Source organism: Floridaenema flaviceps BLCC-F50 (genome assembly GCF_041929275.2).
Taxonomy (GTDB): Bacteria; Cyanobacteriota; Cyanobacteriia; order Cyanobacteriales; family Aerosakkonemataceae; genus Floridanema; species Floridanema flaviceps.
In genome coordinates, this window is the sequence record NZ_JBHFNR020000001.1 from 4,048,042 (window position 1) to 4,071,177 (window position 23,136).

The 23,136-nt window shown below is 38.5% G+C and carries 16 protein-coding genes; 5 read left to right on the forward strand and 11 right to left on the reverse strand.

The window, feature by feature from the left end; all coding sequences use genetic code 11:
• Positions 1 to 307: 307 nt before the first annotated feature.
• From ACE1CI_RS19490 to acsF, 5 genes are all read right to left on the reverse strand, one after another.
• Positions 308 to 2,794, reverse strand: a complete 2,487-nt coding sequence (locus ACE1CI_RS19490) for an ABC transporter substrate-binding protein (protein ID WP_413262011.1) — start codon at positions 2,792 to 2,794, stop codon at positions 308 to 310.
• A gap of 138 nt (positions 2,795 to 2,932) precedes the next feature.
• Positions 2,933 to 5,461, reverse strand: a complete 2,529-nt coding sequence (locus tag ACE1CI_RS19495) for an ABC transporter substrate-binding protein (RefSeq protein WP_413262012.1) — start codon at positions 5,459 to 5,461, stop codon at positions 2,933 to 2,935.
• Positions 5,462 to 5,499: 38 nt separating this feature from the next.
• Positions 5,500 to 6,903, reverse strand: a complete 1,404-nt coding sequence (locus ACE1CI_RS19500; protein WP_413262013.1) for a DUF1822 family protein — start codon at positions 6,901 to 6,903, stop codon at positions 5,500 to 5,502.
• 19 nt (positions 6,904 to 6,922) lie between these two features.
• A complete protein-coding gene (locus ACE1CI_RS19505; protein ID WP_413262014.1) occupies positions 6,923 to 8,374 on the reverse strand; it encodes a hypothetical protein in 1,452 nt (483 codons plus the stop codon).
• 289 nt (positions 8,375 to 8,663) lie between these two features.
• Positions 8,664 to 9,737 carry a magnesium-protoporphyrin IX monomethyl ester (oxidative) cyclase gene (acsF, locus tag ACE1CI_RS19510; protein ID WP_496615584.1) on the reverse strand — a complete coding sequence of 358 codons (1,074 nt, stop codon included), beginning with the start codon at positions 9,735 to 9,737 and terminating at the stop codon, positions 8,664 to 8,666.
• 232 nt (positions 9,738 to 9,969) lie between these two features.
• Here acsF and ACE1CI_RS19515 point away from each other — a divergent pair, with 232 nt between their 5' ends.
• Complete coding sequence (locus tag ACE1CI_RS19515; protein WP_413262016.1) at positions 9,970 to 10,731, forward strand: biliverdin-producing heme oxygenase; 762 nt, start codon at positions 9,970 to 9,972, stop codon at positions 10,729 to 10,731.
• A gap of 93 nt (positions 10,732 to 10,824) precedes the next feature.
• Here ACE1CI_RS19515 and ACE1CI_RS19520 read toward each other — a convergent pair whose 3' ends face one another.
• Both ACE1CI_RS19520 and ACE1CI_RS19525 read right to left on the reverse strand, forming a co-directional pair.
• Complete coding sequence (locus tag ACE1CI_RS19520) at positions 10,825 to 12,012, reverse strand: glycosyltransferase family 4 protein (RefSeq protein WP_413262017.1); 1,188 nt, start codon at positions 12,010 to 12,012, stop codon at positions 10,825 to 10,827.
• Positions 12,013 to 12,050: 38 nt separating this feature from the next.
• On the reverse strand, positions 12,051 to 13,256 hold the full coding sequence (locus tag ACE1CI_RS19525) for a glycosyltransferase family 4 protein (RefSeq protein ID WP_413262018.1): 1,206 nt from the start codon (positions 13,254 to 13,256) through the stop codon (positions 12,051 to 12,053).
• Positions 13,257 to 13,655: 399 nt separating this feature from the next.
• On the opposite strand from ACE1CI_RS19525, the gene ACE1CI_RS19530 reads away from it, so the two are divergent.
• Positions 13,656 to 13,838 (forward strand): hypothetical protein, encoded by a 183-nt coding sequence (locus tag ACE1CI_RS19530; RefSeq protein ID WP_496615586.1) that lies wholly within the window; start codon positions 13,656 to 13,658, stop codon positions 13,836 to 13,838.
• A gap of 65 nt (positions 13,839 to 13,903) precedes the next feature.
• Here ACE1CI_RS19530 and ACE1CI_RS19535 read toward each other — a convergent pair whose 3' ends face one another.
• On the reverse strand, positions 13,904 to 16,054 hold the full coding sequence (locus tag ACE1CI_RS19535) for a VPS10 domain-containing protein (protein WP_496615587.1): 2,151 nt from the start codon (positions 16,052 to 16,054) through the stop codon (positions 13,904 to 13,906).
• A gap of 488 nt (positions 16,055 to 16,542) precedes the next feature.
• Between ACE1CI_RS19535 and ACE1CI_RS19540 the strand changes: the two genes are divergently transcribed.
• The 3 genes from ACE1CI_RS19540 (at position 16,543) to ACE1CI_RS19550 (ending at position 19,991) form a co-directional block, all read left to right on the forward strand.
• Complete coding sequence (locus ACE1CI_RS19540; protein ID WP_413262021.1) at positions 16,543 to 17,871, forward strand: flippase; 1,329 nt, start codon at positions 16,543 to 16,545, stop codon at positions 17,869 to 17,871.
• 75 nt (positions 17,872 to 17,946) lie between these two features.
• The gene (locus tag ACE1CI_RS19545; protein WP_413262022.1) at positions 17,947 to 18,915 is read left to right on the forward strand and encodes a glycosyltransferase family protein; all 969 of its coding nucleotides are present in this window, start codon (positions 17,947 to 17,949) and stop codon (positions 18,913 to 18,915) included.
• 14 nt (positions 18,916 to 18,929) lie between these two features.
• Positions 18,930 to 19,991, forward strand: a complete 1,062-nt coding sequence (locus ACE1CI_RS19550) for a glycosyltransferase (RefSeq protein WP_496615588.1) — start codon at positions 18,930 to 18,932, stop codon at positions 19,989 to 19,991.
• Positions 19,992 to 20,051: 60 nt separating this feature from the next.
• Here ACE1CI_RS19550 and ACE1CI_RS19555 read toward each other — a convergent pair whose 3' ends face one another.
• From ACE1CI_RS19555 to ACE1CI_RS19565, 3 genes are read right to left on the reverse strand one after another with little or no spacing between them, the layout of a single operon-like run.
• Entirely contained in the window at positions 20,052 to 20,831 is a 780-nt protein-coding gene (locus tag ACE1CI_RS19555) for a hypothetical protein (protein ID WP_413262024.1), read from the reverse strand.
• 49 nt (positions 20,832 to 20,880) lie between these two features.
• Positions 20,881 to 21,978 carry a glycosyltransferase family 4 protein gene (locus ACE1CI_RS19560; RefSeq protein WP_413262025.1) on the reverse strand — a complete coding sequence of 366 codons (1,098 nt, stop codon included), beginning with the start codon at positions 21,976 to 21,978 and terminating at the stop codon, positions 20,881 to 20,883.
• 12 nt (positions 21,979 to 21,990) lie between these two features.
• Positions 21,991 to 23,085: a glycosyltransferase gene (locus ACE1CI_RS19565; protein ID WP_413262026.1), complete on the reverse strand. Its 1,095-nt coding sequence runs from the start codon at positions 23,083 to 23,085 to the stop codon at positions 21,991 to 21,993.
• Between the last annotated feature and the right edge of the window lie 51 nt (positions 23,086 to 23,136).

Consider the following 23,136-nt stretch of genomic DNA (forward strand, 5'->3'; position numbering starts at 1 on the left):
CTTATGCAGTTTGCTCTTCCAAATCTATTATTAGTATTTTTAATATAGTAGATTTGGAAGTTTAATACAGTCAAAACTTATCTAGTTGTTGCTGTATCACTCCGCACAATGAAATGCGATCGTCGTTCTAATTACCAAAACATTGAGACTCGATCGCGCTTAAGCAATTAGTAACAAATTTTTTTTATTTCGTCAATGCAGAGTTTTTGTTTTTTGAATAAATTTAATTACAATTAACGTATTCTGCTATACTTTATGATTTTTTGCTAAGACTATGAATAATAATTTAGTTTCGATTAATGGGAAGCTACTCAATTTTAACAAATTTACCGTTTTGAACTTGAACTAATGTATCAGGACGCTGTTGCTGAAAGAGAAATTCACGTTCGCCTGTTTTGCTGTTAAACTTAAATTCTCCAGTGATTCCCTGAACTTTAAAGTTTGGGTTTCTGAGGATTTGGTCTAAATTTTGGCGTGTTGTATCTGGTTGTTTAAGTAGTTCTTGTAAAGCTGTTGCGATCGCAATTGTTGTATCTTTAGCTGTCGATGCTCGCCAAGTATTAAGTTCAGTTTTCCAGAGTTTCCCAAATGATTCTTTTTCTTGCTGATTAGGAAAGTAGGGAACAGATAATGTTAAACCTTCCACTGCGTCTCTTCCCAATTCGACGGTTTTATCATTATACAAAGTTGGACTACCAAATAGCTTAACAGGCAATTTATTTTGTTTAACTTCTTTGAATAGTGCGATCGCTTTTGGCAAATTATCCACATAAGGTGCTACCATCAAGCTGTTAACTTTTTGATTTTTAATTACATCAATGACGCTACTAAGACGGAAAGTGCGATCGGAAAAGTTACAGTTAACCTCGATATGCTGTCCTTTGTAAGCTGTAACAACGTACTTAAATTCATTTTTAAAGGATTCTTGATCTGGAGATATATTATCCACACAAATGGCAACTTTCGGTTGAGGAATTACTTTGCCTAAACCTTGAGATAATTGTGCAGCAAAAAAAGTAATTTGCGGAACCAAACGAAAAACATACGAATCTGCTTTCAATTGATTAGCAAAGCTAGTTGGAGAAATCATCACCAATTTCCCCTGCTGATAAATCGGAGCCGCTGCTACTGAAGCATTACTGCCATTATGCCCAATAACTGCAAAAATAGCCGGATCTTTGACAAACTTCTCAGCATTTTCTTTAGCTAGGTTATCATTGTTATTATCATTGGCAATAATTACTTGTAATTGCTTACCCATAATTCCATCATCACGGTTAATTTCCTCTTGAACTTCAGCCACACCCCGCAACATTTCTTCCCCTATAGGTTGGTTGCTACCAAGAGGTACGCTGACAGCAATTTTAATAGTTGCTTTGGTATTAGCTGCTCTGACATTATTTAAATAGATTCGGGTTTCTGGATCGTTAGGGTTTTTCTGAAGAGATGCTTTAAAGTATTCGATCGCTTCTAAATAATTTTTATCTCTAAATGCTTTCACTCCAGCTTCTTTTTCTGGAGTAATATTTTTTTCGCTGATAATTTCTTCTCCTAAACTAATTCCGGGCGCAAGAGTAGCATCTTTTGATAGTTCATTGAATTTGTAGATTGCCAAACCAAGAGTAAAAAGTGCGATCGTTCCTCCTATTCCTCCCAGAACAATTTTCCAATTAATTGGTATTGGTGGTTTTGGTGGATAAAATAATGGCGGTTCTTCAGGATTTTGGAAAATTACAGGCAACCAAGAAGCATTAGGAGAACTATTATCTATCAACAACCTTAACCGATCGCGAGCATCATGTACAGCTTGATGTAAAGAAGCACCATGAGCAAAACTAGTCAGGAAATCATTTAAAAACTTTTGCGCCACTTCATCATGAATTGGTTGGCGCATTACAATAATATGAGGAATTTGTAACTTTTCTAATTTTCGTGCTAATCCCAATCCATCACAAGAATTAAAAATTGCCAATTTTAAGCCATTTCTAACTGCTATTCTTAAATATCTTTCAAGCTCTATGGTTGATAAATATCCTTCATCATTTTTATTATTATTAATCCAAATTCCCCCATCATTTCCGCTAGGATGCGTCGAGCTATGCCCAGCAAAGAAGATAATATCCCAAGGTTGATTAACTAGCTTTTCTACAAATTCTTCTCTTCCGGGTTCTCTTAATAAAATTAATTTGGCATTGTTTAATTTGTCTTGCAAAATATTCCAATCAGTTTGAATATCAATTTTTTCATCACTTCCCAGAATAACTAGAATTTTAACTTGGCTTTTCAAAGCTCCTCTTCTGCGGGTGCTTGTGCTACTCAAAGCAACTTCAGCATAATCATAATACTCTTGAAGAAAACGCCATAGTTCCCAAGGAAGTTTCTGTAAATCTTGGTTATCGGTTTTTATAATAAAATTTACTGAGTCGTTTTGACCAACTGTATGTAGCAGTCGTTGTTTCAGTGGAGCTAAGGAGGAACGATCTAACCAATCATTGAACTCTTGTTCTAACCTATCAGCCGCATTTATTACTCGCTCTCTAGTGTCCTCGTTGGAATAGTTAGAATTAGTTTGTGGTGGAACATTAATCTGTCGTCTCCACCAACGGTTGCTTTCTCCCCAAGAGTAGTAAGCTGTTTGCCAATTATTATAATGCTCGATAACTTCTGGTGCTGGTGCAAGTCTACCTTTGACTTCTTGAACGCAAACTTCTCTATTTTCCCTAATGGTTAAGGTTATAGGAAAACCTGTTTCAAAATTACCCTGTTCAATTCTGAAGATGACTTGCTTGCCCATATTTATCGCCCCTTAATTATGAGAATAGGACTCGATAATACTTAAGCAAGTTATACAAAATTTTTTTCCGTTTCGTCAAGTTAAATTTCTTATTTTTTTATAAAATTTTGCTTTTTTCTGCTGAGTAGCCTTCTATACTTAGTTTTTTATTTCCCGCCAAGTGCAAGGTTCAGAAGAACAATCAGGTGCGATTAGTGTATTGGTATTTTCTTGGCGATCGCTTCCTTTCAAAGTAATCTTTCCGCTTAAACCTTGACTACTAAATTTTGGATTTGCTAAGGCTTTCTGTATTCCCTCTCGGCTGGGTTTAAATAGCTGAATTTGTATGGCATCAATCACCATTTGTAAGGCATCGTATGACATAATCACAGGCCAATTTAACTCTGTCTTTCCCCAAAATTCCTGAAATTCTTTAGTAGTATTATCTGAGGCATAAAAAGGAACAGTTATGACCATTTTTTGCAATGCTGTCTTTCCTAAAGCTAAAACTTTGTCTTCTGGTACTGTATCGCCGCCAACAATTAATAATTCCCCATTGTTCTCTTTAATTACTTCTAGTTTATTGGAGTCATTGGAAATAGTATAAGCATCGGGAAACAGCGCTATAGCTGTATCTTTAAACTTTTGTTTAACCCAAGCCACCTTACTTTTTATTTTAGATGTATCTTCTCTTAAATCAAAATCAGCAACAATTTGTATGCGATCGTTCAAAGCGGTTTTAAAATCTTTTTTTGAAGCTTCGCTAAAAGCTTTACCTGTTGTATAAAAAATAGCTACCTTTTGATAACCTTTAGCAAGGAGATAATCAACTAAAGAATAACTTGCTAATTGAGTAGTTGATACAGGTCTAAAGAAAATATTATTAGGATGAGTAGAACTTAGTCCATCATTAGCCGTACTGGTAGGCGATAGTAAAACCAATTTGTTGCTTTCATAAATTGGTTTTACATTAATTGAAAGATGGCTGGAATAATGACCAATAACAGCCAGAACATCTTGCCGCTTTACTAATTCTTGAGCAATCTTTCGAGCCTGTTCTTTATTATTACTATCATCCGCCAGTAAAACTTTAATTTTCAATTTATTTTGTGGATCGTTATTAAATCGCTCTTGCAGCCAAGCTACCCCCTTGACGATATCTTCACTCACGAAAGTTGGAGAATTGGAGAAGGGAACTATTAGAGGGATAGTGTAAATATTAGCTGGATTAATACTCCCAGCCATAATCTTGGCATTGTTCAAATATATAAGCGTTTCTGGATCTTTCTTTTCATTCCATGCTTTTGTTAGTAGATTAACGGCTTGGGAATAGTCTCTATTAGCGATCGCATCAATACCTTTTTGTTTTTCTAGTTGCGGCTGACTTTCTTTCGGATTCATTAAAGCCTTTTCCCCGCAACTCATCATTCGTAAATCTTTATTGAGTTGAATCTCACAAGCTGTTGGCTGAGGATAAAACTTGGGTAATAAATGATGTGAAATGCCAAATACGAGCAATGATAAAACGAAAGCGATCGCACTCAATTGCCAAAACTTAAACTTCTTATTTCTTCCTTCTTGGCGAAGAGTTTCCTGTGGATAAAATAGTGGTGGTTCTTCAGGATTTTGGAAAATTACAGGCAACCAAGAAGCATTAGGAGAGCGATGTTCTATCAACCTTAACTGATCGCGGGCTTCATGCACCGCCCGCTCTAAAGAAGCACCATTAGCAAAACTAATCAGGAAATCATTCAAAAACTTTTGTGCCACTTCATCGTGAATTGGCTGACGCATCACGATAATATTAGGAATACGCAACCTTTCCAATTGCCGTGCTAAACCTAATCCATCACAAGAATTAAAAATTGCCAATTTTAATCCATTTCTGGCTGCTCTTTCCAACGCGATTCCTAACTGTTGTGGCGATAGATTGTCTTGATTATTTATCCAAATTCTCCCATCATTTCCCCCAGGTTCAGTATAACTATGTCCGGCAAAAAAGATAATATTCCAAGATTGATGAATCAATGCTTGTCGGAATATTTCTGATTCAGGTTGCATCAAGAGAGTTAACTGTGCTGTTCCTAAGTTTTCCTGAAGAACATTCCAATCTGTTTCAATGTCAATATTGTCGTCACTTCCCAAAATTACTAAAATTCTTACTGGAATACTAAGAGCGCCTCTTCCTGGTGTTCTTATACTACATAAAGCTACTTCAGGATGACCATAACGTTCCCTAAGAAAACTCCAAAGTTCCCAAGGGAGTTTTTGTAATTCTGGGTTGTTAGTGTGGATGAAAAATTTTACAGATTCATCACGTCTTACAGTTTGAAGTAACTCCTCTCTAATAGATGCCAGCGGGGAATTATTTAACCAATTGTTGAACTCTTGTTCTAAGTTATCAGCCGCATTTCTTACTCGCTCTCTACTGTCCTCGCTGGAAAAATTGGTATTACTTTGCGGTGGAACATTAAATTGTCGTCCCCAGGAACGACTATTTGGATCTTCAAGCCAGTCGTAGTAAGCTTGTTGCCATTCCTCGTAGTATTGAAGAAGATCCGGTGCTGGTGCAAGAAAACCAGAGACTTCGGGAGCACAGAGCCTCCCATTTTCTCGAATTTCGAGATTAAGCGGGAAACCTTGCTCAAAATCACCTGTCGCAATTCGGAAGACAACTACTTTGGTCATTGGCTTTTTCTTTCTACGGCTGGGTTTTGATAATTATATTAAACAACGAATTGTTCAGTAATGCTAATGTTGTCTAGAGTTAAGCGGACGTGGAAGCGATCGCCAACATCAGCACTAAAATTCAAAGAAATGTAATTATCTAGCGGTTTTTCTCTCGCTGTAGCCTCCAAACCAGGGATAGGATTACCATCTTCATAAAGTCCAATTAATCGCAAACCTGGAGGTAATTTAGAACCATAAACTCCGCTACTCTGCAAAGAATTTCCCATTGGATAAGCTCGCAGCAACACAGCAACTTGACCATCCAATTTTCGCAAAACTGCTATCATCAAAGCAATATGATTTCCCTTTAATTGCATACCTAAATCCATCACTCTTCTAATCGCCGGATTAGGGTAATTTGGATCGATCGTCCACAAATATTCAGCAGCTTTCCAGCGAATTGTTTCATCACTAGTATGTAGTATCAACTGAACCAAAGCATTTTTATCTTCCATATTCTGAGGTAAAGTTACCTCACTTTGACTGTTACGTAACTGCTTAACTGCTCGGTTAATTTTTTCTGGCGTTTCCAATTCAACTCCCCTCACTTTTTTGAGTCTAAATGTAGGTGCTACAGTTTTGCTTTTTAACCAATCTTCAAAAGTCTGCCAACCTGCTTCCACAGCACCATTTAACCACTCACTCAGACTGCAAATTTTTCCTAGTGGTAAAACCCGCCTTTGGTACAATTCTTGTAACCAACGACTCTCATTTAACAATGCACCCCACTTTTCAAACTTTGCCTTCAAGCGTGGCGAATAAGGCGAAGGTTTGCTCAATTTTTCCATCAAATCTTCCGCTTCAGTTTCAGATAATTTGGGCAAAGCTATTACTGAACCTTTTTCATCAGGAGAAAGCTCAAGCTTAACTGCCAGTATTTCTAAGTGCGGAATCACCCAATCTCCTGACAAATGATAGAGGCGATAAATTGAATCGTAATCTGCCTTAGCTTTCAAACTTTCCCGGCTCACAAAACCCCAAAAATGCAAATATTTTTCTTCTAAATCAACTCTCACAGGTAGATAATAATCTGCTGCCCAATTAGGAATATCCACCCATTCTTGAGGTACAGAAAAACCTGCAATATCAATCGCATCGCTGGGAATTAGTACCAGCCTTTTGTTACCCAAATTAATCCCACATCCATTCACAAATTCCCATATTTTGCAGAAAAACTTTTCATTGGGAAATATATTAGGCGAAATTTCTGTTTCTAAATTCTCCTGCATCCACTTCAAGAAAAGATTGAGACACAGACGATTTATGTAAGCCTGATGGCAACCTGTTTGATTAGAATAATCTCGCGGATCGGGTTCAGCTTTTTTCAAATCATCCCCCGACAATGTTAACCAAAGATGTTCCGAATAAATGTTGCTTAATGTTTCTATGTTCAAGTTCATGGCTTTGAGTTTCAATTGGCTAAATGTAAAGTTGCAAAAGAGTTTGTAAACGAGTTTCGGTAAGTACGGAAATTTGCGCTGTAGCTCTGCTTTCTAACGGTAATTCAAGTTTAATTTCTCTCTGAATACTATCAGTTATGCTATCAAATAGCCATTGTTTAATTGCTGCTAGTAGTTCTGTGACTTCCTGTTCGGATTTTTGCATTAGATTGCTAATTTCCTGGAGTGGCAAATTAACAATATAGAATAGCCTTAATAAGTCTCGGCTTTGATTTCCCAGAAATCTTATTGCTTTATCGAAAAAGCGATCGATTTGCTCCGAGTAGTATTCGCATAATACGGCTTCAATTTCATTGCTGCTTTCTAAACTTGGTTCTATTTGCAGATTTTGTCTAACCCAATCACGAATTTGTAACAAAATGTGCTTGTGCGATCTTTGGAGACAGCGACTAATGTTGCATTGTGGTAAATTACCTAATTGTCTACCAATTTGACCTTGTTTTAGTTCTAAACCATACCTAAGAAAAAGAGTTTGCTTTTCTGCCACTTGTTCTAATCCTTGCAGTATTTGAGCAACAAATTCCTTGAATGAAGCTAATGTTTGCTCCATTTCTTCATCGCATCTCTGCTGGGAAGGAAGATTGTCAATAAAAGATATATTCTCATCCGTTGACCAATAAGTATAACTATCTAAAGAACTAATAGGCGGATCTAGTAGTCTGCGAATGGCAATGCCAATATTTTCTAAACAATCTTGAACTTCTCTTGCGTTAATGTTCTGTCTCAAATTTTCTTGGTGAATTTCAGAATAACGGTTCGCAATTTCTTGAAACTGTTCTGTTTCAAATCTGTCTACTCGCAGATTTAATGAGGCTCTTACCTCTTGAAAACATTGCCAAATTAGCAGATATTGAGATAAATTTGTTTGATTGTAGCCTAAGCTTTGTAACGCTTCTGTAACTTGTTTGCGGCTAGAGCGTGCAACTAAACCTAAGTTGCTTCTCCCTAGTGTTTCTAGTCCGCTCATTCTTCTGAGTGGTGGGATTAAAGAATTCTTAATTCTTCGCTCAGAAAAACTCTTTAATGTGGGATAGAAATAAGTAACTTCAAAACGACGCTCATCAAATCTTTCAAAAAAATTCACTGGGTTGCTTACCAATTCAGATCCAATTGAGAATAAATCTTGGAAATAAGTAGCACGGTATCCAACGGGGAAAAAAGACAGAATTTGCCGAACTACTTTTTCGCAACGTCTTTGTAAAAAAGCAATCCAATGATTTCTGCATAATTTATCCTCTGGATACCTTTGTAACTGTTCAAATAAATTTAGTGCTACTCTGGTTTCCGATGTTCTTTCGTTGAGATCTTGGCATAACGAGTCAATGCTTCTCTTTAATCGCGGATCGATTCGCCAGATAATACGATTTTCTTCTAGGCTATGGGGTAGGCGATAAAAGCAGTCCAATGGCATAAATGTATCCTGAGCAACTAGATGGAACGTTCTAGACTAGCTACAAAGGCTGAACTCCTTGTATTTTGGTCTACTTTATATGATTGGGAGCGATTTAAAAATTTATGCAGTTCTCTAACTCAGATTTTGCAGCAGGGGAGGTAGAACCTCCCAGATCCTCGTTCCCAGGTTCAACCTGGGAACGAAAAAAGGAGGCTCTGCCTCTTGGTGCTCTTATCTGAGTCTAAGCAAGATCCCCGACTTCTTCAAGAAGTCGGGGATCTGGACTTTGGGGATCTGGTAGAGTTTTCTAACGCACGGTTCCTCTCAAGGTTTCTGCATCAACACCTTTGAGCAGATAAATCCGCAGCAAATGACCGAAAATTGATAATTGAAGTGGTAATTTACGTAACGCTTTCAACCATTTGGGTTGAGAACTACCATCAATTTGGGACATCTTTAAATTTAGATCGGAACTGCGATGTAGGCGATCGAAAAACTCTGGATTTTCTGTATCTAGAACTGAAGGGAAAGCGCGTGCAGCTGATTCGTTAGTCTTGCGAATTACTTCCGCATCAAATTTCGTTGCATCTAATCCCAATACTTTATAAAATCCTGTTCTTTCGTGAACCGTCAAAGTATGAGTGGCAAAAACTGTCAGCAAGAAAAAGCGACTCCACAAGCGAGATTGCCAAGTTTGCCACAGTTTTGGTTGCGATCGCAACAAGGCTTTAAAAATATCCCCGTGACGGTTTTCATCCTGACACCAGCTTTCAAAGTAGCGGAATAAAGGATAAAACTGATTTTCAGGATGTTTTTCTAAATGGCGATAAATAATGATGTAGCGCCAATACCCAATTTTTTCGGATAAATAAACTGTGTAAATTACCCATTCGATCGGGAAAAATGTGTAAACCCGATTCTTTGTCAAATAACCCAAATCCATCGTACAGCCAAAATCCCCCATTGCTTTATTGAGGAATCCCGCATGACGCGCTTCATCTCTCGCCATCAAGTTAAACATTTCCGATAACAGCGGACTGCGATCCTTTAATTTGCGCGAAAGTTCCTTAAACAGCAAAAACCCGGAAAACTCAGAAACGCAAGATCTCTCCAAATAATTAATAAAAGCTTGTCTGTCTTCTCCCGTAATATGATCCCAAGACTCATTAAACGCTTCATCCCTAACAAAGTGGTGACGGTTGTAATCCGCCCGCATTTCTGCCAACATTGCCTGTAATTCGGTGTCTTGGGCAGATAAATCCATTTGGGCCGCAGTTTCAAAGTCTGTCGTATAAAACCTCGGTGTGAGGATGTTTTCCTTTAGTGCTTTTGTTTTACCTGCTGATAACTCCTGAGAGGGCTTTGGCGGAGAAGTAACCATAGTGTTTGTCTCGTTATAACTCAATAGCTTTTAAGTTATACTACTTGCTGCCTCTTGAAAAGATATTTATGTGGAAAAGGTAACAAACGTTAATCTTACTGTTACTTTGTTAAGTTATGAAAACTATTTCACATTTAATCGCCTAATGGTTATAAAGTATTAAAAGTCTTTTGGTGGGATGGATAAGGATGCCTGCTGAAAGCGCATTGTCTTAGGAAAGAGGTAAATTGAGATGAGTCACGATTTAGCCAACAGTCTGCGAGAAGGCACAAAACATTCTCACACTGCTGCGGAAAATACTGCTTATATGAAGTGTTTTCTCAAAGGAATTGTTGAAAGAGAACCATTCCGCAAGTTGCTGGCAAATCTGTATTTAGTCTACAACACTTTAGAAGATTCTTTGCGGCGTTATCAGGATCATCCAGTATTAGGAGTGATGTATTTTCCTGAGTTAAATCGCACGGCAAATTTAGAGAAAGATTTAGCTTATTATTATGGTGAAAATTGGCGGGAACAGATTGCTGCTTTACCTGCTGGTAAAGTTTATGTCGATCGCCTCCAAGAAATCGCCAACAACGACCCAGTGCTTTTAATTGCTCACAGTTATACTCGTTACATGGGCGATTTGTCTGGTGGACAAGCTTTAAAAAACATCATTCGATCGGCATTGAATTTACCACCAGATCAAGGTACAGGATTGCACGATTTTGAACAAATTCCTACTGTAGAAGCTAGACGAGAATTTAAGGAAAAGTATCGCCAAGCTTTGAATTCTTTAGCGATCGATGAAGCCACAATTCAACGCATAGTAGAAGAAGCCAACTATGCGTTTAAATTGAATCGAGATGTGATGCACGATTTAGAAGAAGATGTGAGATTGGCGATCGGCGATCGCGTATTTGATTTACTCACCCGTCAAGACAAACCAGGTAGCACAGAACGACCTGCTCATAATACAACAGGCGAAGCTGTAGTAGTTGGATATAGTGCTTAAAGTAAGAGTTTTTAGACTCACACAAAAGCTGGGTTTCTTTATAAAAATCAGTCATTTCTAAGTCCAGAAACCCGGTTTTTTGAACATCAAAAATTAGTAAGCTGAGCTTTCATAGGTGCTACTTGAAAGTTGGATTGCTGTGTTTTCTGTTATTAAAGAGGGGTGGAGTGTTGTGTACACTTTTAAAGTTTTGGCGCTAATTTCCTCCCAGTTATAGTGAGTTTGGACGTATTTTTGGGCATTTTTAGCCATCACTGCCATTTCATAAGGATGATGAATTGCCCAATCTAAGGTACTAATACAGGAGTCTAAATTTTCCACTTGAAATGCTAAACCCCTTTGCTCAGATGTAAGTTGCTGATGGACAGGAATATTACTGGCAACTACCGGGATGCCTTCTTGCATTGCTTCCAACATTGCTAGAGGTAATCCTTCTAATTTGGAAGGAAGTACAAATAATCCAGCACCTCGAATAAGTTCTGCTAAATTAGAGCCTTTTTGTTGACCAGCAAATATGATGTCTTTGTTATTTGCTGCCATATTGACTAGTTTTGTAGAGTATTCAGCAGTGTCGCTTGTGCCACCAACAAGAGCTAATTTCCATCCTTTTGGCTGGAGTTTTTGGAATGCTTGAATCAGCAAATCGGGGCATTTTTCTGGGACAAGTCTACCTAAAAATAGAATGTACTTTTGCTGTGTTAAACCAAGGGAGGTGCCAAAAGCAAATTCGGGGTCTGATGGAGCTAAAACAGAAGCGGCGTTAGGAATATAAGTTGTCTCTTTGTTATAGACTTTCTTGAAATAGGAGCGTAGGTCTTCGGAAACAACTATGATTTCGTCAGCAAAGCGTACTGCTGCTCGCTCACCGTAGTAGAGTAATTTTCCAGAACTTTTGCCCCATTTGGCACGCTTCCAGTCTAAACCATGACAGGTGACAACGATTTTGGCTGAGGTGGTCAATTTTGGTAGCCAGCAAAAAAGGGATGGCCCTAAAGCATGGAAATGAACTATATCATATTGCTCTGTTCCAGAGGCGATCGCGCCCAGTGCAGAACTCAGCAAAGCATCCATTCCCCCAGCGTATAAGCAAGGTAAAGAGATAACGCGAACTCCCTTGTACTCATAACTTTCCAGTGAGGTGGATTCAGTATAGGAAGAACGGGCAAACAAATCTACTGAATGACCTTGCGCTACTAAACGCGGATAAATTTCTTCACAATGATGTTCAATACCGCCTTGTTTAGCGGGTAAGCCTTTGGCACCAATGACAGCTATTTTCATGGAGAAACCCCTGTTAGACTTTGGTAATGCTGAAAAGTTTATAAAGAAGTCCGCTGTTGCCAACGGCTTAACATATCTTTGTAGATGTCACCCACTACAGTCTTTGCACTATAAGGTGCAGCAGATGCAATACAGGCTTCGATCGGATAATCTGTTGGATTGTAAAGTACCCTACCGAGAGCCTCTGCAATTGCAACTGGTGTACGTTCTTCGCAAATTACTCCACTCTTAGGAGAGAGTAAGTTAGGAGTTTCACCGCATCGCGTTGTTACTATCGGTGTCCCACAGGCTAGTGCTTCCAGAACTACTAAAGGTAAACCTTCGTAAGCACTGGTTAAGATAAAGGCACTGCAAACTCTTTGCAATTTTGCCAGTTCTGTTTGGTTAATTGCTCCTAGCATTGTTACCTGCTTTTGCAGTCCCAGGCGATCGATCTCTGAAGATACTTGCTCTCGCAAATCTCCATCACCTGCTATGAGCAAATGAATATTTTGATTGTTTAAAGCAGCAATAGATTGCACCAATAAAATCGGGTCTTTTTGAGGATGTAACCTACCTGCAAAAAGGACAAATTTTGTATTTTCTGCTTTGCCCATTTTCTGCGCTAAATTTCGTCTTTCCCTCTCTCTTTCATCTTTGGTTAATGCATAACAGATTTCCTTGTCTACTGTATTTTTTACATACTTAACTTTGTCTGCTATTTTAGGATAGCGTTCTTGATATAATTTCGCTGATTCTGTGTTACAAGAAAGAATTTCGGAGAATTGATTAACTAACAGGCTCTCGATCGCAAAATATGCTGCTGGTAGGTAACGCCATGCGATCGCATCTTTCCCATTCTGAGAATTTATCTGTTTGTGAATATCATTGTGAATAAAAACCGTTTTTTCTCCAGACCAATTCAATGCTGCCGCTGTTGGCTCCAACCTGTGAAAGTGCATAAAATCAGAAGCAAACTGACGACCAAAAAGTGCCACTGTGTATTTAATCGTCGTTGGGATTAGCTTTCTGACATTATCATTTTCTATATAAAGCACAGGCATAAACTTAATTGCTTTACCTGCTAACTCAGCTTCCTGCCATTTACCTAGAGGCTGGCGTGGATCATCTCCTGTGCCTACCAGTCTTACTTCAAATTCATCAGGAGCATACTTAACAAAATTTTTAATTACAGTTTGTATTCCCCCGATGCTACTGCGCCAAGGGTTAAACTGATAAAAAATGGTTAAAATTGGTTTATCCATGATTAATAAAATCTACAACATAGCCTATCATTAATATTTTCTCAGATATGTATATCTGCTTGTCATCGCCAATTTCACTGATATTCTAAGTACCTACCCAATCTGATTTCTGCACATCTTTATGGGGCAATTTCTAAATTATCCCCCTAATTTAAATTTTTATCTATTATTTTCTAGAAACATATAAAGATTTGGTTAGTTATTTACGAAGAAGAAATTAAGCAAGTACAGGGAAAATAAATAGAATGGGGCAAATGCCAGTAGTTTTACTTAAAGAAACAGCGATCGCGGTTGACACTACGGAAATCGATATTGTATCATTATTATCAAGGAATTTTACATAAACTAACCATAATCCCTATAAAATCATTTATGAAAAGACTAATTTCGTTACCCTTAATGCTAATTTTTACCGCGGCTGGTTTTATAGTTTTGGCGGTTTCCGTAATTCTACTGACAGTAGAATCACTGATTTCCTCCTTATGGTCACAAGCGCCATCATCTAAAACTGAAACCGGGAAAAAAAGTTTTACTCAAGCGCAACCACCCTCCACAGAACCACAAGTCCGTTCCAGAACTTAGATCCCTTGATTGAGATCCCTTGAGATCCCCGACTTCACAGAAGAAGTCGGGGATCTAATCTTAAGTTATGGTATGTGAGCTAAACTTTTGGCATTTTGCGGAACTCCGTAAAAAATTCCCCTGCCGTTCGTCCCAATAAATACCAACCCAAATTGCTGCCAACTTCCTTCCATTGTGTTGGGTTCATTACCAATGGGATTTTCTCTAGAACCAATGCTGACCCAAGTTTGCCCTCGATCCAAAGAACGGAAAATGCCATCTCCGATGCCCTTAACTTTTCCGTATAAATAAAGGGCGGGAATATTGCTTCCTTGGGGTGGTTTACCAAAAGCAAATAAGGAAGCCCTTTCTACCGAAGCTAGTTTTGTGAAGGTAGAACCGCCATCTGTGGAACGGAACAAACCATTTTTATCTAAACTAACCCACACCTCGTTTTTAAAACCGGGAACTGTTTTAATTGCATAACTATTCCACTGACCGTGAGGAAGAGAAGAGTTAACCAAAGTGAAGGATGAACCCCCATCAGTACTGCGGTAAGTTTTGCCTTCCCTGTAATAGTAAAAGGTATTCCCATCTACTTTGTCTGCGGCTAGAGGGTGATTCCAAAACCAAGGCCCTTCAGGGCCATCGGGTAGTCCCGAAACTTGTTTCCAAGATGCGCCACCATCTGTGGTGCGTAGAGGTTGGGCTTTGCTGGTGATAATTACAAAAAGATTGGGATCTGTGGCAGAAACAGCTACCCGCAAGGGCATGGTGTTTGCTGGGAAAGAGGGAAATTTTTCCCAAGTTTTACCGCCATCGGTGGAAGTTGCGCCACTGAAAGTGGAGTTCCATCTGGCACCACCGACGCGGACTACCCGCTCTTGATTATTTTGTGAGTAAGCAAGACCCAAGGTATCGCGCCATTCTGGTGTGCCATGAAATCTTTGTGAGGGATAGGCGTTTAGTCCTTTGTCGTGATAAAAACCGACGACATCAGCTAGCGCACTTAGTAATACGGGGCCTTTTGCTGGTGCAGCTAAGGCAAAGGAAACTACTTCTTCGTGTCCTTGTTGGTAGTTAGTCCAGACTACTGGATTGGTGTTGATGTTGTTGGTTTGCCAAATGCCGAATCCATCTGTTAGCCAAACTTTTCCGGGAAGATGGGGATCAAATTCGATCGCAGATGTCCAAAGAGAAAACATCGGATGCGCCCGATCGTTCCACCAAGGAACAGTGTATTGTAGCGATGCTTTTTTTTCTGCCCAATTCTTCCCACCATCAGAACTTTGATAAATTTTGGTGTTGACTGATTGACCGCTAGCGACGATGATTTCATTGGAATTTTTCGGGTTAATAGCTAAAGCATTAAAGAATGTTTCTCCACCGGAAGGAGTAATATTAGTCCAGACTCCGTTGGCATATTTGCTAACTCCAGACATCGCAGTAATGTAGAGAATACCGTTATTACTAATTGCCATCCGTTGTGGCTGATTTGGACTGCCTTCAATTTTGCTCCAAGTTACACCTGTATCAATAGATTTATAAATTCCGTCTCCGAATACATTAGCGTAGATTAAACCTGGCTTTTGCTTATCAAACAGAATGCCTAAAACGCCTATTTTAGGGCTGAGTTTTGCAGACAATGAAGTAACTTTCGTCCAGGTTGCGCCTGCGTCTTGAGATTTCCATAATCCGTCATGTCGGGAACCAAAAAAAATGATGTTAGAGTTATGGGGATTGACAGCTAATCTCATTCCTGCCCAACGTTGTTCGTCGTTGCTGTCCATTCCTAAGTCTAGGTTTAGTTTTTTCCAGGTTTGACCGCGATCGCTAGATTTAAAAATAGACCCTTTCGGTTGCCAAGCTGAGTATTTCCCGGCTGCTATATAGACAATATTCGGGTTATTTGGATCGAAAGCTAGTGCTTCTCCACCATAGTAAGTTTGTTGCGCTTGGGGAAAACTATCAGTTAAAGGAATCCAACTTTTACTAGCTGCATTCCAGCGATAAAATCCCCCTATGTCAGTTCTAATATAAACCAGATCTTTTTGTTTGGGATGTATGTAAATACCTGTAACAAAGCTACCTCCTCCTATTGATACGTTAGCCCAGCGATACCCATTTTCACCAATGCTAGAGGGCATTGCACTAACAGGTGTAATAGGTGTAATGGTTTCACTTTGTTGGATATCATTGCCGCATCCAGCTAAAATCCCCATTAAACCAAAGGTCACAGTCCAAGAGATTATACGGTTTTGCTTTAAATTTATGATGGGCAATGGGCTGGGGGATTTAGAGACACAAGGAAGTAGAGTTTGACCTATAGTGACATTTTTCAGAATTTGAATCGGTTTAAGTATGCTCATAAATTCAGCAAAATTCTTGTGATTGAAAGCTTGAACCCTTTCAGGGAAGCGCGATCGGGGATAAAACTATCCTAATTATCTCTATTGTTCAAGCAGTGGTCTTCAGTAGTTCTGGTGAATAGAAGATTAAATTTTAGGTAATTTTCCGTAATTTCACTCATAATACTTTATCTACAACCCTCCTAAAATTAATATGGTAATGCAGCGTCAAATTCGATGAATTAGACAAGGGTAAAAAGTAAAAGTAAGTAATGGTGCATCTTGCTAGCCCAGAAGAGCAAAACTCTTTGCTTATTGGTTCAAATCTTAACGAAACTTAAGTAAAGGTCAAAGAAACTAATTTAAAGTCGAGTACTATGCTAAATAAATTGACTTCTGTAACGCAAAACATTAGCCCAGAATTACGCAAGATTATTGGTAATATAGGGTGGCTATTTGGCGATCGCATTCTCCGCATGGGTGCAGGGCTAGTAGTCGGTGCTTGGGTAGCCCGTTACTTACAACCACAGCAATTTGGTCTGTTTAACTATGCGGGTGCTTATGTAGCGCTGTTTACCATTATTTCTAGTTTAGGGTTGGATCAGCTGGTCGTGCGTGATATTGTCCGCGATCCTGATTGTAAAGATGAAACAATGGGTACAGCTTTAGCATTAAGAATTTTTGGTGGCATAGGTGCAGTTGCAATTACAACTGTAACTGTTTTTGCTTTTAACCGCGATAGTTATTTAACTACTGTTTTGGCAGCTGTTATGGCAGTTGCGACCATTTTTAATGCCTTTAATACTATTGAATTGTGGTTTCAGGCACAAGTTAAATCAAAATATACAGTTATTGCTAAAAATACAGCCTTTTTTATAGCAACTTTGTTGAGAGTTGTTTTGATTCAAATGCAAGCACCATTGATCGCTTTTGCTTGGGCGGTGGTGGTGGAAAGTCTCTTGGGTGCTATAGGTTTGGCGATCGCTTATAAAGCAAAAGGACAAACCTTTTTAGAATGGCGTGTAAGTTGGCAACGTGCTAAAGTTTTACTGAAGGAAAGTTGGTCATTAATACTTTCTGGTTTCGCAATTATGGTTTATGTTCGGATTGACCAAATTATGCTAGGTCAATTACTTAACGAAAACGCTGTTGGTTTGTACTCAGTAGCAGCGAAAATCTCCGAACTTTGGTATTTTATTGCTAGTGCAATTGTCAGTTCTGTAACTCCTTCAATTGTCAAAGCTAGGGAAGAAAGTCAGACACTTTACTATAAGAAACTACAAAAGCTTTTTAATATGATGGCAGTGATTACTTTCGGACTAGCAATTGTCATGGTAGGTTTGTCGAAACCGCTGATTGTTCTGTTATACGGTCAGGAATATGAACCAGCTAGTACAATGTTATCTATCTACATTTGGTCAGCAGTATTTGGATTTTTTGGCTGGGCTAAAAGTATTTGGATTATTGCAGAAGGTTATACTACATACGCTTTAATTACTACTTGTTGTGGTGCGGCGATGAATATTGGATTAAATTTTTGGCTGATTCCAGCTTATGGCGGAAATGGGGCTGCGATCGCTACTGTTGTTTCTTACGCCTTTACTGATTATGTTCTCTGTTTCGTTTATCCCCCAGCACGTCAGCTTGGTTGGATTATGACTAGGGCATTAACCTTTAACTTTTTCACTTTCAAAAATTTGTGGTAGTCCGATGAGTTAATGCTATAAAGAGAGCATCGCTCAACAGTTTGAAGACAACTTGCAATTCAAGGAAGTATTTTTATGGAAGACTTTGGAATTATCATCGCTTGCTGCGACCAAGATTATCACTATGCTAAAGGTTGTTGCGGTAGCATTAGACATTTCTTGGGCGATGTACCGATTTGTCTAATTATTGATGGAGAATTTTCAGCAAAAGAATTAGAAAAAGCTTATGGTGTGAAGGTTATTAATCATTTAAATGTGAAAAACCAAGTTCTCCGGGAGAGAAGTTTTGGTTGGGGATTAACTAAAATGATCGCCTTTTGGGAAAGTCCCTGGAGTAAGTTCCTTTTCCTTGATGCCGACACTATTGTTTGGGGAAATATGCTCAAATATGCGAATTTTAAAGACTTCGATATAATTGTCGATCGCCCCCTGTACAAAGATTCCCTTGAAGAGTTTTCCCAATTTTTCTTTAACCCTCAAGCAGTAGAGAAGCACTTTCCCGAATTTGACTGGCAAAAGCATTTTGGCGAATACTTTTGTACAGGAACATTTTTTGCCAAAAGAGGCTTGATTAGCCTAGATGAATATATTTATATGTTGGATTTTATCAAGGAAAATCCTAATATATTCTTCCAAGGTGAACAAGGATTTTTGAATATGATCGTCTTTCGTGACTCCGATGCCGGAAAACTACGTTTGGGACAATCAAGCTTTCAAGTTATTGCCCAGAAATTTAAATGGGATGAATTAAAAAATCGCTTTCCCGTTGATAAAAAAGGCCCAGTAGTTCAAGGAGATGATGCTTGCGTAATTCATTGGGCTGGGCCAAAACCAACCTTGTATAATTCGCAAGTTTATTCAGAACCAATGAATTTTTGCCGTCGGAAATGTATGCAGGAAGTACAAGGTTTAACAGGATTGCCAGCAGAAGCTTTGCTAAAATCAGAAGATATTAAACGCGATCTCAATATTTACCAGAAAAAGTTGGTTCGCAAAGTTAGAAAAGCGATGAAACTTTCGGTAAAAACTGGAGTGAATTATTAACTCAAGGAATTGCTATGTCTTCCCAAAATCCTCGTGCTAGTGCTATCATGGCTGTTTATAACAGTGGAGAATACTTAAAAGAAACGATCGATAGTGTATTAAACCAAACCTTCACAGATTTTGAGTTTATTATTATCGATGATGGTTCTCGCGATCGCAGTGTAGAAATTATTAAATCTTACCAAGATCCGCGCATTAAATTACTTTTAAATGAAGAGAATCGCGGTACTGGTTACAGTCGTAATCGAGGAATTGAAGCTTCTAGGGGTGAATATATTATTACCATAGACTCGGATGATATTAATTTACCCCAAAGATTTGCCAAACAAATTGCTTACATGGATTCCCATCCCGAAGTTGGTATATGTGGTAGTTGGATCGAAACAATTGGCGAAGCTGCCGGAGAATTGTGGCGATGTGCAGTCAAGCCCGATATTGTTCACTGTCGGACTTTGTTTGAAGCAGTTTTATGTCATCCTTCAACAATTATTCGCCGCAAATATTTAGACGAATATTCTTTGAGATATGCAGTTGAACTCAGACGTGCTCAGGATTGGGATTTATACTGTAGGGGTGCTAGACATTTTCAAATAACAAATATCCCGGAAGTTCTGGTTTACTACAGATGGCGCAAGTATGGGAAGAACTTGTCCGATGAAGAACTAATATCTAAAACATATTATTACTTCTACGAAATTGACAAAAGAAACTTTCAAGTATTAAATTTACAGCCAACTGAACAAGAAATGTTAGTTCATCGTCGTTTAGGAAATCTTGAACTAAAGAAAGATCAAGATTTCGTTCTCGAAGCTAACAAATGGTTAAATAAACTTTTTGCCGCCAATCAAATTGCTAAAATATATCCTCAATCAACTTTTCTTCAGGTTTTAGCAGGTTACTGGTGGGAAGTATGCAGTTATGCGTCTGATTCTCCTCTACAAGCTGTCAACCAATTCTTTAATAGTCCCTATTTGGATATTAAGAGTCTATCTGCAACTGGTAAAGCTACACTCTTGGGTAAATCGTTGGTTAAAAAAAGCTATCTTATCTTAAAAAACGCTTTAAAAGCTTCCTAAGCTAAAGCGAAAAGCGAGAGCAAGCGAGATCCCCGACTTCTTCTGTGAAGTCGGGGATCTTTATTTCAGAAATGGGAAGTACTTGCCCAAATTGTATTTCATCCGCTTTTTAATTCCCCGCAAACTGTTATTGCTTACACTTTGATACATCCAAGCATCTAAATCTAATCCAAAAGGAGTTTCTACCTTACTAACAAGGAAAGATGCCGGATCGTCAGAAACTAATACTTCCCAAGTATGTGGTTGTTGTGCGCCCCAATTAATAATATCTTCTAAAGTCACTCTTTCTAAAAGCTTTCTTTTGATCAAGCAAGCAGCTGTACCAAAGTATTTCTTGGGATGAGCAAAAATGTCACTTCCTGGGTAATCTTTACCAGGAAACCAGTTTTGATCGAATTCCTTTGGCATAGTGAGAAGATTTATGCCCAGAAGACTTTCATCTTTTTCCAATACTTCCAGACTATGTTGGATAAATTTAAAGCAACTTTCATAAGAAGTAGTTACTTTGATATCGTCATCAAGGTGGAGAATATAGTCACCTTGGCAAATCACCATACTGTTAATAATACCGAAATTACTGTGGGGTGCATGAATTAGAGTATTGTACTTAATATCGTCAAATTTATTAAGATTACTGGTTTGTTTGAGCAATCTAATTCCATTAATTTCAGGGCTGCCATCGTCTAAAAATAATTTTTCCCCAAAGGGAAGTTCGAGCAATTGATCCCAAGTTTTTATAGCGTTACGCACTAAGGAAGCGCGGTAGTTAGTTAAAGAACTAAGATAGGAACAGGTACAAAAAGAGGTTTTACTGAACAATTCGCTGGTGATAGTTTCCATAATATCTAAACTCCTATTAATTAATGATTTGGCTAATTGCTTCGCTAGTTTAATTATCTGATAAAACTTGGATAATATTAGCGGCTATTTTATCCCAGTTCAATTGATTTTTCATCTTGTTTCTTGCTTGCCCGGACATTTGATTTAATAAAGCAGGATTGGTAAGCAAATTGATGATGCGATCGGCTAAAATTTCCGCTGTAGGCTCATGAATAACCACTCCATTTACATCATTATCCACTATTTCCGGCATTCCATCTTTATCTGTGACAATACAAGGTACTCCATAATTCATCGCCTCCATTAAAAAAACCGGAAAAGGATCGCAATAAGCAGGTGCAACTACTAAATCTGATGTGAGAAATAACTCGCGCATTGCCTCAGCAGAACGAATAATTCCGGGAGTTTCAACTCCATCTTGTTTGATAGATAAATTTTTCCCAATTATCACTAATTTAGCATTGGGAATTGCTTGTTTTACCTGCTTAAAGGCCGCTAAAAGTAAATCTCCACCCTTTCTTTCAAAATCAGAACCATTAAACAAAATTTGTTTACTACCAAAGCTTTTTTCTCCTTGATATGGTTCAGTATAATTGCCAGAAGCACCTACCACCGTTATTTTTTCGCCTGGAATGCCGTAATCTTCAATTAAGGATTTTTTCACTACATTACTCATCGGAAAAAGATGATGAGCTTTTTCATAAGCCTTGCGTTCGCAGTCCAGCCAAAAATTAAGTTCTTTTTGGTTACTAAAAGGAGACCAAGCAGGCCAATTTTTTGCTGCTAGTGCCATATTGTAGTCTAACAGCATAACATAAGGAATATCGAAATTTTCCCAAAATGGACAATAAAGGGCAAATATATGAAAAACTAAATCGGGATGATATTCCAATTCTCGGATTTTTTTCTCGGTTTCTAAAGATTTTTTGACAAATGTTTGCTGATTTTTCCGCAATAACTTTTCCGCAGGTTTCAGGAGAAATTTAGGTAAAAGCTTCTTGATTTTTTGCCCTCGCTTAGTTTGCTCTAAACTTCCTTGGGCTAGGTAATCTAATTGTTCTAAATGGGGAGACATAGCTGTAAATAAAGGCTGATGGCGATTGATAAAAAACGCATCCCCTGTAACCAAAATCTTTGTTAGCTCCATAGTTTTCATCTCCTAACCAACCTGTAAAAGTTCTAGATATTGTTCCACAGCCTTTTCTAATAAGAATTCTCCGGCTTTTTGCTGTAATAACGTTGAATTTAAGGGGTTCTCTAAAGCGTTAATAATTGCTTGTGCCATAGCTGGAATATCTCCCACAGGGACTAGCTTGCCATAGCGATCGTTTTCTAAAATTTCTGCAGGGCCACTTTTACAATCGGTGGATACTACGGGAGTTCCTACTGCGATCGCTTCAATCAACACCGTAGGCAATCCCTCATATAATGAGGAAAGGACAAACAATGCCGATCGCTTCATATAAGCAAAAGGATTATCCACAAATCCAGGTAAAGCCACATCTTTTTCTAAACCTAACTCCTGCACCAAAGCTGACAAAATTTCTCTATCTTGACCTTCACCTAATATCATTAATCTGGCTGGACGTTGCTGTTTAACTTTAGCAAAAGCACGAATTAAAGTCGGAAAATCTTTTTGCTTATCCAAACGTCCCACCGCCAAAATTACCGGAATTTCTCCTGGTAAAAACCAAGGATGGGTTAAAGGTTCGGCAGCTTTTTTGAGTAATTCTGGTGTTACCACTGGATTATAAATTACTTTCACACTTTCTTTCGCCAAACCTAGATTTATCAAATCAACAGCTGACCCTTGAGACACTGCCACCACCTGATCAGCCAAAGGATAAAATAACCTTGCCAAATAAGGTGCAAGTCGCTTTTTGATCTGAGTTGATGTTTGAGATTCCACTGAAAGCGTGTTGTGTACGCTTACCACCACTCGCGTTGATACTCCCGCTAAACGCCGACATAAAAGCGCCACCACATTGATATCTTCCATTGCTGAAAGTAAAGTTTTGGGCTGATTTTTTCGCAAGTAACCTATCAAAGCGGGGAAACTTCGCCACAATCTCCTAGTGTTTAAGTTTATTACTCGCACTTGCGGCGGAATTAGAGATATAGAAGGGCCATCCGTTTTGACTAAAACCAAATCTACGCTTAGACCTTTCTCGACAAAACCACGAGCTAAATAGAGCATTACCCTTTCTGCTCCACCACCACCAAGACCTGCCATAAAAAGAGTTATGTCCGGCATTTCTTCTAGTCCAAATTACAATTAATTAAGCATATTATGAGAGCTAATTTG